10 protein-coding genes and 4 tRNA genes are annotated in these 13,700 nt (G+C 68.1%); 5 read left to right on the top strand and 9 right to left on the bottom strand.

The annotated features are described in order from the left end of the window. Positions 1–29: 29 nt before the first annotated feature. Entirely contained in the window at positions 30–1,097 is a 1,068-nt protein-coding gene (purM, locus tag AB5J55_RS20100) for a phosphoribosylformylglycinamidine cyclo-ligase (protein WP_369272017.1), read from the top strand. A 72-nt stretch (positions 1,098–1,169) separates the two neighbouring features. On the opposite strand, the gene AB5J55_RS20095 is transcribed toward purM, so the two are convergent. Beyond that, on the bottom strand, positions 1,170–1,427 hold the full coding sequence (locus tag AB5J55_RS20095; protein WP_030049714.1) for a DUF3073 domain-containing protein: 258 nt from the start codon (positions 1,425–1,427) through the stop codon (positions 1,170–1,172). A 317-nt stretch (positions 1,428–1,744) separates the two neighbouring features. Then, a complete protein-coding gene (locus tag AB5J55_RS20090) occupies positions 1,745–2,833 on the bottom strand; it encodes a Leu/Phe/Val dehydrogenase (protein ID WP_369272016.1) in 1,089 nt (362 codons plus the stop codon). Positions 2,834–3,057: 224 nt separating this feature from the next. Here AB5J55_RS20090 and AB5J55_RS20085 point away from each other — a divergent pair, with 224 nt between their 5' ends. Both AB5J55_RS20085 and bldC read left to right on the top strand, forming a co-directional pair. Further along, on the top strand, positions 3,058–3,900 hold the full coding sequence (locus AB5J55_RS20085) for a hypothetical protein (RefSeq protein ID WP_369272015.1): 843 nt from the start codon (positions 3,058–3,060) through the stop codon (positions 3,898–3,900). A gap of 572 nt (positions 3,901–4,472) precedes the next feature. Then, positions 4,473–4,679: a developmental transcriptional regulator BldC gene (bldC, locus tag AB5J55_RS20080; RefSeq protein WP_003949541.1), complete on the top strand. Its 207-nt coding sequence runs from the start codon at positions 4,473–4,475 to the stop codon at positions 4,677–4,679. 493 nt (positions 4,680–5,172) lie between these two features. On the opposite strand, the gene AB5J55_RS20075 is transcribed toward bldC, so the two are convergent. The 3 genes from AB5J55_RS20075 to hrpA all read right to left on the bottom strand — a co-directional run bounded on the left by AB5J55_RS20075 (position 5,173) and on the right by hrpA (position 9,678). Continuing rightward, on the bottom strand, positions 5,173–5,388 hold the full coding sequence (locus tag AB5J55_RS20075; protein WP_369272014.1) for a DUF6274 family protein: 216 nt from the start codon (positions 5,386–5,388) through the stop codon (positions 5,173–5,175). Between the two features lie 176 nt (positions 5,389–5,564). Further along, a tRNA-Asp gene (locus tag AB5J55_RS20070) sits at positions 5,565–5,639 on the bottom strand. A gap of 94 nt (positions 5,640–5,733) precedes the next feature. Beyond that, positions 5,734–9,678 carry an ATP-dependent RNA helicase HrpA gene (hrpA, locus tag AB5J55_RS20065; RefSeq protein WP_369272013.1) on the bottom strand — a complete coding sequence of 1,315 codons (3,945 nt, stop codon included), beginning with the start codon at positions 9,676–9,678 and terminating at the stop codon, positions 5,734–5,736. Positions 9,679–9,927: 249 nt separating this feature from the next. Here hrpA and AB5J55_RS20060 point away from each other — a divergent pair, with 249 nt between their 5' ends. Next, positions 9,928–11,100: an RNA-guided endonuclease InsQ/TnpB family protein gene (locus AB5J55_RS20060; protein WP_369272012.1), complete on the top strand. Its 1,173-nt coding sequence runs from the start codon at positions 9,928–9,930 to the stop codon at positions 11,098–11,100. A gap of 146 nt (positions 11,101–11,246) precedes the next feature. On the opposite strand, the gene AB5J55_RS20055 is transcribed toward AB5J55_RS20060, so the two are convergent. From AB5J55_RS20055 to AB5J55_RS20040, 4 genes are all read right to left on the bottom strand, one after another. Beyond that, positions 11,247–11,320 (bottom strand) — tRNA-Phe (locus AB5J55_RS20055). 26 nt (positions 11,321–11,346) lie between these two features. Further along, a tRNA-Asp gene (locus AB5J55_RS20050) sits at positions 11,347–11,421 on the bottom strand. A gap of 37 nt (positions 11,422–11,458) precedes the next feature. Then, positions 11,459–11,531 (bottom strand) — tRNA-Glu (locus AB5J55_RS20045). 80 nt (positions 11,532–11,611) lie between these two features. After that, a complete protein-coding gene (locus AB5J55_RS20040) occupies positions 11,612–13,174 on the bottom strand; it encodes a metallophosphoesterase (protein WP_369272011.1) in 1,563 nt (520 codons plus the stop codon). An 85-nt stretch (positions 13,175–13,259) separates the two neighbouring features. On the opposite strand from AB5J55_RS20040, the gene AB5J55_RS20035 reads away from it, so the two are divergent. Continuing rightward, positions 13,260–13,610 carry a metallopeptidase family protein gene (locus AB5J55_RS20035; protein ID WP_328880690.1) on the top strand — a complete coding sequence of 117 codons (351 nt, stop codon included), beginning with the start codon at positions 13,260–13,262 and terminating at the stop codon, positions 13,608–13,610. The last annotated feature ends 90 nt before the right edge of the window (positions 13,611–13,700 follow it).

Genomic DNA, 13,700 nt, shown 5'->3' with positions numbered 1-13,700 from the left:
GCCGTACGACACGAAGGTTCTCACTAGCCATGTCTGAGACAACTGGTGCCAGCTACGCAGCCGCGGGCGTCGACATCGAAGCGGGCGACCGCGCGGTCGAGCTGATGAAGGAGTGGGTGAAGAAGACGCAGCGCCCCGAGGTCCTCGGCGGCCTCGGCGGTTTCGCCGGCCTCTTCGACGCCTCCGCCCTCAAGCGCTACGAGCGCCCGCTGCTGGCCTCCGCCACCGACGGTGTCGGCACGAAGGTCGACATCGCCCGCCAGATGGGCGTCTACGACACGATCGGCCACGATCTGGTCGCGATGGTCATGGACGACATCGTGGTGTGCGGTGCCGAGCCGCTGTTCATGACCGACTACATCTGCGTCGGCAAGGTCCACCCCGAGCGGGTCGCCGCCATCGTCAAGGGCATCGCCGAGGGCTGTGTGCTCGCCGGCTGCGCCCTGGTCGGCGGCGAGACGGCCGAGCACCCGGGGCTGCTGGGCGAGAACGACTTCGACGTGGCCGGCGCCGGTACGGGCGTCGTGGAGGCCGACCGGCTGCTGGGCGCGGATCGCATCCGTACGGGTGACGCGGTGATCGCCATGGCGGCCTCCGGCCTTCACTCGAACGGGTACTCACTGGTCCGGCACGTCCTGCTGAACCAGGGCGGCCTCGCCCTGGACGCGCAGATCGACGAGCTCGGCCGCACCCTCGGCGAGGAGCTGCTGGAGCCCACGAAGATCTACTCGCTGGACTGCCTGGCCCTCACCCGCACCACGGACGTGCACGCGTACAGCCACATCACCGGCGGCGGCCTCGCGGCCAACCTGGCCCGGGTGATCCCGGACAACCTGCACGCGATCGTCGACCGCTCCACCTGGACCCCGGCCCCGATCTTCGACCTCGTCGGCAAGACCGGTCAGGTCGAGCGTCTCGAGCTGGAGAAGACGCTGAACATGGGCGTCGGCATGATCGCGATCGTGCCGGAGGAGTCCACGGACGCGGCACTCGCCACGCTCGCCGACCGTGGGGTCGACGCGTGGGTCGCCGGTGAGATCACGGACCGGGGCGACCACGAGACGGGCGCCGCCCTGGTGGGTGACTACAACGGCTGACGCCTGCAAAGGCAGCGCAAAACCCGGTCCGGCGGGCAACCGCTCAGGACCGGGTCAGGCACTGCTGGATAGTCAAGCGCCGCGGCGTTGTTGCGACGTGGGACCGGACTCGTCGTCCTCGTCGTCCTCATCGTCGTTGTAATAGTCCGCGTACTGGGCGTACGGGTCGTCTTCTTCGTCGTCGTCCTCGAACGGCTCGCCGTTCGGCGGCTGGCTCGAAGTCGAAGCGCCCAGCTCGTTGGCCAGACGCGACAGGTCAGTCCCGCCGCTGTTGTACTTCAGCTGGCGGGCGACCTTCGTCTGCTTGGCCTTGGCCCGGCCGCGCCCCATGGCTCGACCCCCTCGGTGACGGGGCTCGACGGCCCCAGAGTCTTGACACGCGTTCATGATCTGGAACGGGCTCTCCTCGGAGAGACCGGTCCGTAGGGCTTCCACGGTACCTGAGCCCGCGCCCATACGGTACGTCGCCCGCACCACGTGCCCGGTCCCACAACCCTCGGGGTGCCCCGTCCCCGCTGGTCAACCGCGATTTTAACCACTTATTGGCGGTCGACCCGCCGGTAGAAGTGAGAGTTCTCTCCAACTGCCCACCGGCGGGTACCGCTCAAACCCTTGTTAGGGCTTCCGGATGATCAATTGCCCCCGGATCAGAGCGCCCGGCGTGCCTCCGCCATCCGCTGCTCGGCGATCCGGTCGGCCGCGGCGGCCGGCGGAATCCCGTCCGTCTTCGCACGTGCGAATATGGCCAGCGTGGTGTCGTAGATCTTCGAGGCCTTCGCCTTGCACCGCTCGAAGTCGAAGCCGTGCAGCTCGTCGGCGACCTGGATGACACCGCCGGCGTTCACCACGTAGTCGGGCGCGTAGAGGATCCCGCGATCGGCGAGGTCCTTCTCGACGCCCGGGTGGGCGAGCTGGTTGTTGGCCGCGCCGCACACGATGCGGGCGGTCAGCACCGGCACCGTGTCGTCGTTCAGGGCCCCGCCGAGCGCGCAGGGGGCGTAGATGTCGAGGTCCTCGACGCGGATCAGGGTCGCGGTGTCGGCGACGGCCGTCACCGACTCCGGGTGCGCCGCGACGATCCGGCCGACGGCCTCCTCGCGCACGTCCGTGATCACGACCTCGGCGCCCTCGGCCACCAGGTGCTCGACCAGGATGTGGCCGACCTTGCCGACGCCCGCGATGCCGACCTTGCGGCCGCGCAGCGACGGGTCGCCCCACTGGTGCTGGGCCGAGGCGCGCATGCCCTGGTAGACGCCGAAGGCGGTGAGTACGGAGGAGTCGCCCGCGCCGCCGTTCTGCGGGGAGCGCCCGGTCGTCCAGCGGCACTCGCGGGCCACGACGTCCATGTCGGCGACGTACGTACCGACGTCGCACGCGGTGACGTAGCGGCCGCCCAGGGAGGCCACGAACCGGCCGTACGCCAGCAGCAGCTCCTCGGACTTGATCTTCTCCGGGTCGCCGATGATCACGGCCTTGCCGCCGCCGTGGTCGAGACCGGCCATGGCGTTCTTGTACGACATCCCGCGCGCGAGGTTCAGCGCGTCGGCGACGGCCTCTTCCTCGGTCGCGTACGGGTAGAAGCGCGTACCGCCGAGGGCGGGGCCCAGGGCGGTGGAGTGGATGGCGATGACGGCCTTGAGGCCGCTGGCGCGGTCCTGGCAGAGCACGACTTGCTCATGACCCCCCTGGTCCGAGTGGAACAGGGTGTGCAGGACGCCGTGTGTTACGTCGGTCACTGTGGTGACTCCTGAGTACGGTGCGGCGGTTGGAGCTGGCTCCCGTACGGGTGGCGGGAGAGCTGTTGAGCATGAGATTAAACCCGTCGGCGCCCGTCCAACCCGCAGTGCTCAGGATCACCTACTCCCGGAGTACACCCGTGCGACGATTTGCATAGTTTTCCCGCACGTTTGTGAGCGGGTTTCGCAGGTTTCCCTGGCAGACGGCGGGGGAGGGAGCAGGCGTGCCCAAGGTGTCCTCGGTGATCGTCCCGTACGCGACCTATCTGCGGGTGTACGAACCACTGGCCGCCTTCCCGGAACCGGAGCGCGACCACTGGGCCCGCTACGCCCGCCGCGCCGACCGCCCCTCGTACCAGGACGAACTGCGCCGCTCCCTGGCCGACTTGCTGCCCACGCCGCCCATCCCCGTGCCGGTGCACGAGAGCGGCGACGCCTTCGTGCTCGAGGTCGAGGGCGTGCTGTGCGTGTGCCCGTGGCGCACCCGGCTGCGCGGCTGGCAGGCCCTCGAAGAGCTCGGCGACGAGCTGCCGGGGCCCGTCCTGGACGCGGTGCTGCCGGAGGTCGTACGGCGCCAGGCGGCCCAGGACTACGAGCGCTGGCTCGCCCGCAACCCGGACGCCCGGCCGTGGATCCGCACCTCGACCTGGCAGGTGCCGCTGCACTGGTTCGTGCTGGTGTCGGACGGGGAGCGGCGCTTCGAGAAGGGCTCGGGCGACATTCCCCCGATGCTGCGCTACCGGACGCCGATGGTGCAGGCGCGGCGGCGGGTGGCGCGGGCCCTGCGGACCCTGAAGGACGCCATCGACGAAGGGCCCCTCATCGACGGCCTGGTGGACGTCGGCCGCTGGCTGGAGGAGTTCCATCCGCGCTCACTGGTCGAGCTGGACTACGGCGGCCTGGTGCACACCCTGCCGGCCGGCGAGCTGGAGGACGATCACTCGGCGGCGGACGTGGCCGACGGCATCGACGCGCTGCGGCGCGGCGACGGGGCGGCCGCGGGGACGGCCTACGGGCGGCTCGTGGAGCGCTGGCGGTCGGTACGGGACCGGCGTTCCGCCAACTGAGCGGCCCGGGCGAGACGTCATGACTCGTGTGACGTAACGAACTGTGTGATGTAACGAACTGGCGTTTGACGAAACGCCCGTTTTGGGGTTTCGTGCTCGCTCTGGGGTTCCTGATGTCTCGTCAACATGGGACGTAGGACCCGATCCGGGCGTACTGCGCGAAGGATGCGTCAATGCGCGTAAGCGTGACGGACCGCACTTACGCGGCTCTTGCGCCCCTAACCCCTCCTCGTGCCAAAATAGGACAAGGAGTCCGGGGAGGACTCTCGCTCGACATTGCACGCTTTGGGGGGTCTTGGGACTCCTGCACGCCACTGTGACTGATCGTCACAGTGGCGTGACTGTCCGCTATGGCATGGTCCATCGGCTTCCGTCGCTGATGAACACCTGGGAGGGCAATTCCATCGGTTTGGCCGACGCGGCTGGACAGATGGTGTAGTTGTAGTGCCGAGGACAAGCCGTTCGTCCTATAACCGACTCGACTCGCGTCCGCCATTTCGGGCAACGCGGGTCAAGGTGCAGAATTTAGAGGAATGAACCGAGAAGGTTCGGTTCTCCCGAGGAGGCCGCTCATGACCGCTCGCACCCCTGATGCCGAGCCGCTGCTGACCCCGGCTGAGGTCGCCACCATGTTCCGCGTCGACCCCAAGACGGTCACGCGGTGGGCGAAGGCCGGGAAGCTCACTTCCATCCGTACGCTCGGCGGACACCGCCGCTACCGCGAGGCTGAGGTCCGCGCACTGCTCGCGGGCATCCCGCAGCAGCGCAGCGAGGCCTGAACAACTCCATAACCGGGCAAAACGGCAGTTCCCCCAACTGTCGTGGCGCCCGACCCCTAGCTCCAAGCGACGCGGGTTCTGCCCCAACAGAGCCCACGCCCAAGCCAATCAGAGCACTTCAGGCACGCAACAAGGGTGCGTCGTGGATCGCGCTGGACTCCGCCGAGTCCAGCGCGATCTTTTTTGTGCGCAGGATGTGCGCCGGAAGGTGGTCCTGTGGGCGGCCTTGTCGGAGTCTGCGGAGGGGCGTCGGATCTCCTGTGGACTCGCCCTGAGGGTCACTCAGCGTGTACCGGGCGATCGCCGGAAGCTGGTGCAATTGCACATATTAAATTGACCAGTTGTAGGCGAGGTGTAAGTACCAGGCTTGCGGAAACTCATGCGGTGACACCCGTCACATGACGCGGCGCTTGTTGCCTCCGGCCAGTGTGCGCTATTGGGGCGCACGGCTTCCAGCGCCCCACGGCGGGACGGCAGTTGACGTTGCCCACGGTCACGCCGAGGACGCGGCCTCCCCCTCGGCGACCTCCTCGGGGCCCGGGGCCGGCTGCGCGGTGCGAGGGGCGGGGTGCGGGGCGGAAGCCATCGCCAGGCGCAACAGGTGATGGCAGATCGGGCAGTGGCGAGTGAGATGTCGTGGATAGCAGGAGGCGGCCGACAGGTGCGCACGGAGCAACGCCCGCGTCTCGTGCCTAGTCGATGCCGCCATACGCCACCTCCAGGGGGCCACGCCGGGAAGAGCCCTGATTTCTGGGTACCGAGCGAATGTGACTCCGTCAAGATGGCGGGGGGCTCCCCGGCCGCCGCCGCGCGGTGACAAACCGGTGCCGGACACGAACAAGGCCCGCTTCCCTTCTCGGGATGCGGGCCTTGTCTTCTTCACTGCGGTCCTGACGGGATTTGAACCCGCGGCCTCCACCTTGACAGGGTGGCGAGCACTCCAAACTGCTCCACAGGACCAGGTTTCGCGGCGCTATTCGTGCGTTGCGCTGCGAGAAGAGACTGTACAGGAGGGCGAGCCCACTGGTCGAACTCACCCTGCGTGCACGGACGGTTACGGCGCCAGCGTGTCGATCGCCTTCACGATCCGCTTGTCCGAGATCGGGTACGCCGTGCCGAGCGCGTGCGCGAAGTAGCTGACGCGGAGCTCCTCCAGCATCCAGCGGACGTCCAGCACCTGCGAAGGCACCGGACGGCCCTGCGGCATCTGCTCCAGCAGCCAGGCGTACTCGTCCTGCATCTCGTGGACCTTCTCCATACGCGTCGTGTCGCGCTGGACGTTCGTCGGCATCTGCTGGAGGCGTCGGTCCACCGCGATCAGGTACCGCATGAGGTCGGGCAGGCGGCGCAGACCCGCCAGCGTCACGAAGCCGGGCTTCACGAGGGCATCCAGCTGCTTGCGGACGTCCGCGAGGTTTGCCAGCAGGGCAGGGCTTCGTACGGCCTTCAGGCGGCGCTCAGCGGCCTGCCAGGCGGCCAGCACCTGCTGTACCTGGCCCACCGCACGGACCGTCGTGTCGACGATCTCCGCACGCACCTTGTCGTATAGCTTCCGGTACGACTCCTCGTCCCACGCCGGCCCCCCGAAGTCACCGATCAGCTTGTCCGCCGCCGCCATCGCGCAGTCGTCGAAGAGGGCCTGGATCGAACCGTGGGGGTTGGCGGACAGGGCGAGCTTCTGGGCGTTCGTCAGCTTCTCGGACGCGAACTTCGACGGATTGACCGGAATGTTGCGCAGGATCAGGCGGCGGGTGCCCTTCCACATCGCCTCCGCCTGCTCCGCCTCCGTGTCGAAGAGCCGGACCGAGACCGTGTCGCCGTCGTCCACCAGCGCCGGGTACGCCTTGACCGGCTGGCCGGCGCGGCGGGTCTCGAAGACGCGGGTCAGCGAGCCGATGGTCCAGTCGGTCAGGCCCTTGCGTTCCAGGGACTCACCGCCCTGGCGGGAGGCGGTGGCCGCCGCGGCCTGCGAGAGCGCCTGCCTCGCCTTCGGCTTCAGACGAAGCCTCAGGGTCTCCAGGTCCTTGTCCTCCGCCAGCTTGCGGCGCCGCTCGTCGATGATCCGGAACGTGATGCGCAGATGGTCGGGGACCTTCGACCAGTCGAAGTCGTCGGCGGTGAAGGGGACTCCGACCATGCGCTTCAGCTCGCGCGCCATGGTCATCGTCAGAGGTTCCTGCAGCGGGACCGCCGCGTCCAGGAACCGCCTCGCGAAGTTCGGCGCCGGTACGTAGTGGCGGCGGATCGGCTTGGGGAGGGAGCGGATCAGCTCCGTCACCAACTCCTCCCGCAGACCCGGGATCTGCCAGTCGAAGCCCTCGTCCGTGACCTGGTTGAGGACCTGGAGCGGGACGTGGACCGTCACACCGTCCGCATCCGCACCCGGCTCGAACTGGTACGTCACACGGAACTTCAGCTGCCCCTGCCGCCACGCGTCGGGATAGTCGGCCTTGGTGACCGCCTCGGCCGACTCCCGGATGAGCATCTCGCGCTCGAAGTCCAGGTACTCGGGTTCCTCGTGCCGCTTGCGCTTCCACCAGGAGTCGAAGTGGGCGCCGGACACCACGTGGTCGGGCACCCGCTGGTCGTAGAAGTCGAACAGGGTGTCGTCGTCCACGACGATGTCCCGGCGCCGCGCCCGGTGCTCCAACTCCTCCACCTCGCTGAGGAGTTTGCGGTTGTCGGCGAAGAACTTGTGGTGTGTGCGCCAGTCGCCCTCGACCAGGGCGTTACGGATGAACAGCTCCCGGCTGGCCTCCGGATCGATACGGCCGTAGTTGACCTTGCGCTGGGCGATGATCGGGACGCCGTACAGCGTGACCTTCTCGTACGCCATCACCGCGGCCTGGTCCTTCTCCCAGTGCGGCTCCGAGTACGTGCGCTTGAGCAGGTGCTCCGCCAGCGGCTCGACCCACTCGGGCTCGATCTTCGCGTTGACGCGGGCCCACAGGCGCGAGGTCTCCACGAGTTCGGCGGACATCACGAAGCGCGGGGGCTTCTTGAAGAGGGCCGAGCCCGGGAAGACCGCGAACTTGGCGCTGCGGGCACCCAGGTACTCGTTCTTCGCGCCGTCCTTCACGTCCTTCATGCCGATGTGCGAGAGCAGGCCGGCGAGGAGGGAGACATGCACGCGGTCGGCGGGGGCATCGTCCTCGTTGAGGTGGATGCCCATCTGCTTGGCGACCGTGCGCAGCTGTGTGTAGATGTCCTGCCATTCGCGAATGCGCAGGAAGTTCAGGTACTCCTGCTTGCACATCCGCCGGAACGACGACGAGCCGCGCTCACGCTGCTGCTCACGGACGTACCGCCACAGGTTCAGATACGCGAGGAAGTCGCTCGTCTCGTCCCGGAAACGGGCGTGCTGCTGGTCGGCCTGGGTCTGCTTGTCGGCCGGGCGCTCGCGCGGATCCTGGATGGACAGGGCCGCCGCTATGACCATGACCTCGCGGACACAGCCGTTCTTGTCGGCCTCCAGGACCATCCGGGCCAGCCGCGGGTCGACGGGCAGCTGAGCGAGCTTGCGGCCGGTGTCCGTGAGCCGCTTGCGTACGTCCTTCTGCGCCGGGTCCAGCGCACCGAGCTCCTGCAGGAGCTGCACGCCGTCGCGGATGTTGCGGTGGTCCGGCGGGTCGATGAACGGGAACTTCTCGATGTCGCCCAGGCCGGCCGCGGTCATCTGCAGGATGACGGACGCCAGATTCGTACGGAGGATCTCCGCGTCCGTGAACTCCGGGCGGGCTACGAAGTCGTCCTCGGAGTACAGCCGGATGCAGATACCGTCGCTCGTCCGGCCGCAGCGGCCCTTGCGCTGGTTGGCGCTGGCCTGGGAGATCGGCTCGATGGGCAGCCGCTGCACCTTCGTGCGATGGCTGTACCGGCTGATCCGGGCGAAGCCGGGGTCGATGACGTACTTGATGCCCGGCACGGTGAGCGAGGTCTCGGCGACGTTGGTCGCCAGAACGATCCTGCGGCCGGTGTGGGGCTGGAAGACGCGGTGCTGCTCGGCATGGGAGAGCCGGGCGTAGAGCGGCAGGACCTCGGTGAACCGGTACTGCTTCCTGGTGAGCGCGTCGGCCGTGTCCCGGATCTCGCGCTCCCCGGAGAGGAAGACGAGGATGTCGCCCTTCCCCTCGCCCATCAGCTCCTCGACGGCGTCCGTGATCGCGGTGATCTGGTCGCGGTCGGAGTCCTCGGAGTCCTCCTCCAGGAGCGGCCGGTAGCGCACCTCCACCGGATACGTCCGGCCGCTGACCTCGATGATCGGCGCGTCACCGAAGTGCCGGGAGAACCGCTCCGGATCGATGGTGGCCGAGGTGATGACGACCTTCAGATCGGGCCGCTTCGGCAGCAGCTGTGCCAGATACCCGAGCAGGAAGTCGATGTTCAGGGACCGCTCGTGGGCCTCGTCGATGATGATCGTGTCGTAGGCGCGCAACTCGCGGTCGGTCTGGATCTCGGCCAGCAGGATGCCGTCCGTCATGAGCTTGACGAACGTCGCTTCCGGATTCACCTGATCGGTGAACCGCACCTTCCAGCCGACGGCCTCACCGAGCGGCGTGTCGAGCTCCTCGGCCACACGCTCCGCGACGGTCCGGGCGGCGATACGACGGGGCTGCGTGTGCCCGATCATGCCGCGGACGCCGCGCCCCAGCTCCATGCAGATCTTGGGGATCTGCGTGGTCTTGCCGGACCCCGTCTCACCGGCGACGATCACGACCTGGTGATCGCGGATGGCGGCCGCGATGTCGTCCTTCTTCTGGCTGACCGGCAGCTGCTCGGGATACGTGACCGCAGGGACACGGGCGCGCCGGCCGGCGATCCGCTCCTCGCTCTTGGCGATCTCCGCCTCGATCTCGGCGAGCACGGCGGCCCGCGCCTCCGGCTTGCGGATCTTGCGCGCACCTTCGAGCCGCCGCCCGAGCCGCTGCGCATCACGCAGGGACAACTCGGTCAGACGGGGGGCGAGGGCGCCCAGGGCGGGGGCGGGGTGCGTAGACATACGCGGTCCAGGATCTCATCCCACCGAAATCCGTGGCGAACGCTTTTGCTGAGGCCCCACCCCCACCCCCCACCCCCGCCCACCCCCCGCCGCGCCCTGCTCAGGCCTGACCCACCCACTTGGCCCCCGGGGGACCCAATACCGAGAACGCTCGAACCATGGGCGATCGCCAGTTCGAACGATCATCAGAAAAGGTGATCGATAGGCGATTGCCAGACCGAACTTGCAGCAAGATCTAGATTCTCACCCGTGAAGCTCGTGATCCGAGTGAAACTACTGCCGACCCCCCAACAGGCATCGGCACTGCAGGCGACCATGCGCGCCTGCAACGAAGCTGCCAACCACGCGTCCCGACATGCCTTCACCACCGGTATCAAGCGCAACCGCGAACTGCGCGCACTGATCTACCTTCAGATCAAGCATCGCTGGAACCTCGGAGCTCAAGCCGCCCAGCACGTCATCAAGAAGACCTGCGACGCCTACGCATCTCTGGCGGGCAACCTCAAAGCCGGAAACCTCGGCCACCCCGGCTCCAAGCGACACACCCGTGCCACCGGCAAAGCGATCACCTTTCGCCCCGACGCCGCACAGCCCTACGACGACCGCATCCTCTCCTGGCGGCCGAAGCAGCGAACCGTGCCCATCTGGACCGTCCAAGGCCGCGTGAAAGACCTCCCCTACACGGGCCAGGAAGACCAACTTCAGCTCCTCGCCCAACGACGGCAGGGTGAATCCGACCTACTCCATCAGAACGGCCGGTGGTACGTGCTGGCCACGATTGACCTACCTGAGCCCCCACAGAACCCCGCCCCGCAAGGCTTCATCGGCGTCGACCTCGGCATCGAAAACATCGCCACCACCTCCACTGGCAGGCGCCACAGCGGCCGACACGCCAACCGGACCCGCGAAAACGACCGCCGCCTCCAGCGCGACCTCGCCAAGAAGAACACCCGCTCGGCCAAACGACGAGCCAAACGCCACGCCGGCAAGCAGGCGCGGCGCACCCGCGACATCAACCACAAGATCAGCAAACACATCGTGGCGGAGGCACAACGCACCGGCCGCGGAATCGCCCTCGAAGACCTGAGCGGCATCCGCGAACGGGCACGGCTGAAGAAGCCCCAACGCGTCACGATCAACTCCTGGGCCTTCGGCCAGCTCGGCTCCTTCATCGCCTACAAGGCGCGCAGGGCCGGGGTGCCGGCGGTGCACGTCACTCCGGCGTACACCAGCCAGGAATGCTCGCAATGCCATCACATCGACAAGCGCAACCGGCCTCATCAGGCCGTGTTCGCCTGCAGGTCCTGCGGCTTCGTTGAGCACGCGGACCTGAACGCGTCCCACGTCATCGGCCAACGCGGCTGGTGGGTGTGGGTCTGCGGGGCCGAGTCACAGGTCCCTGTCCTCAAGCTCGTGGCCTGAGGACTGGATGCGCCGGTCTCCGCCGAAGCCATCGGCGGGCCGAGCTGCAAGCCGGGGTGTTTGACCGGTAGTGGACGCGGACGCTCGTACAGCGACACCATAAGACAGACAAGAAGGCCCCGATCTGAAGATCGGGGCCTTGCCTGTGGCTGGGGCCGGGGTCGAACCGGCGACCTATCGCTTTTCAGGCGATCGCTCGTACCAACTGAGCTACCCAGCCGTGAGGGCTCTTGCGAAGCCTCACAGCGGTCCTGACGGGATTTGAACCCGCGGCCTCCACCTTGACAGGGTGGCGAGCACTCCAAACTGCTCCACAGGACCTTGCGATGCGTACGACAGTGTCGCACACCGTACTGCGTGCCCCCAACGGGATTCGAACCCGTGCTACCGCCTTGAAAGGGCGGCGTCCTAGGCCGCTAGACGATGAGGGCTATCGGCCCGCCTGGGCGCTTCTCAGCGCGTCGGGGACGTGAGAAGCATATGGGATGGCGGGAGGTATCGCCAAAACGGTTTACGGGGTGGGGGTGGGGGACGCCGTCTCGGATTCGGTGGCGCCCGGTTGGTTCTCCTCCACCAGGTGGCGCCTCACCTCCGCGGTCGTGAGGCCGAGGCCGCCGAGTTCGATCTCGTCCCAGGCCTGGAGGCGGCGGGTGTCGCGGTCGAAGTAGAGGATCGAGGTCTGGATGGGGTCGGGGTGCTTGCCCTCGATCGCGCGCAGGCCGCTGCCACCGGTGGAGCCCTCGATGCGCAGGCGGGTGCCGTAGGGAAGGAGTTCCATCTCCGGGTGGTGGATGTGGCCGGCCAGGGCGAGGGGGACCTCGCCGTCGGTCTCGCGGGCGGCCAGGGGTTCGTGGGCGACGGCGACGTCGACGGGGGTGCCTGCGGTCTTCTGGTCGCGGAGCGAGGTGGCCAGGCGTGCGCCCGCCAGTTCGTTGGCGGCGTCGCCGCCGGGGATCTGGGAGCGGTCGGGGGTGAACTGGGGGTCGCCGATGCCGGCGAAGCGCAGGCCGGCGATGGTCTTCGCCTTGCCGTCGTCGAGGACGTGGACGTTCTTGAGGTCCTCGAGGTAGCGCTGGGTGAGGCGGGAGTCGTGGTTGCCGCGGACCCAGACGTAGGGGGCGCCGAGGTCCTCGATGGGGTCGAGGAAGCCGTTCTCGGCGGCGGTGCCGTGGTCCATGGTGTCGCCGGAGTCGACGATGACGTTGACCTTGTACTGGTCGACGAGCGAGGCGATGATCTTCCAGCTCGCCGGGTTGAGGTGGATGTCGGAGACGTGCAGGACGCGGATGGTGGTGGGGTCCGGCGCGTAGGCGGGGAGCGTGGAGGTGGCGTCGTAGAGCTTGGTCACGTTCGTGACCAGGCGGGCCAACTCCTTTTGGTAGACGTCGAATTCGGTGACGATGCTGCGGGCGTTGCCGACCAGGGACGGGGCGGAGGACAGCAGGCCCGAGAACTTCGGTTCCAGGACCGACTCCGGGTTCCAGGTGGCGTAGGCCGTGCCTCCGGAGGCGGCCAGGAGGGTGAGGGCGAGGCCGCCGGCGGCGAGGGCGCGGCGGGGGCGGCGGTAGACGGCGAGGCCGAGGGCGGTGGCGCCGGTGACGACGGCGACGCAGCTGCGCAGGGCCAGGTCGACGGTGCCGTGGGTGACGTCCTGGGTGACTTCGTCCTGGAGGCCGGAGAGGCGTTCGGGGTGGTCCACGAGTGCTTGGGAGCGGACGGGGTCGAGCTGGTCGACGTTGACGTCGAGGCGGACCGGGGCGATGTGGCTGTCGAGTTGGAGGGCGCCGAGGGGGGAGACGTTGATCTTTGTGCCGCCGGTGAGGGAGGGGCGCAGGGTCATCGTCGTGTTCATGGGGCCGACGGGGGCGCGGACGTTGCCGACGATCAGCAGGCCGAGCCAGGTGCCGATGAGGACGACGGTGACCAGGCCGACGGCGCGTGACCAGGGGTGGGGCTGGGTGACGAGTTCCGGGGTGGGGCCTGGGCGGCGGGTGGCGTAGCGGCGGGCGAGGGCGCGCGGGGCCCTGGGGAGGTGTCCGACAGCTTTTCTGAACGCGGCGGGGACGCGGGCCATTGGTCCCGTATGCCCACGTGCCGTGGTGGATATGCGGGGCCGTTGGCGGCTCCTTCATGGCTGGTTCGTGCCTGACAATGGGCATGTGCTGGAGATGACGCGCGAGGAGTTCGAGGAACTGGTCGCCGAGGCGCTGGACCGGATTCCGCCGGAGTTGACGCGGCTGATGGACAACGTCGCGGTGTTCGTCGAGGACGAACCGCCGGCGGACGATCCCGAGCTGCTCGGGCTGTACGAGGGGACTCCGCTGACCGATCGCGGGGAGTGGTACGCCGGGGTGCTGCCGGATCGGATCACGATCTACCGGGGACCGACGCTGCGCATGTGTGAGTCGCGGGAGGAGGTCGTGGCCGAGACCGAGGTGACGGTGGTGCATGAGATCGCGCATCACTTCGGGATCGACGACGAGCGGTTGCATGCGCTCGGGTACGGGTGAGGCGGCTCCGGGGCCTTTCGGTGCCGGGGTTGTGTCGCAGTGGTGCGGGCGCGTGTCCTCTTGTGGGCGGCGGGAGTTGGGCAGGTTGAC

This window comes from Streptomyces sp. R11 (genome assembly GCF_041051905.1).
GTDB lineage: Bacteria > Actinomycetota > Actinomycetes > Streptomycetales > Streptomycetaceae > Streptomyces.
The sequence above is the reverse complement of the archived record's forward strand: the minus strand, read 5'-3'. Positions and strand labels throughout refer to the sequence as shown.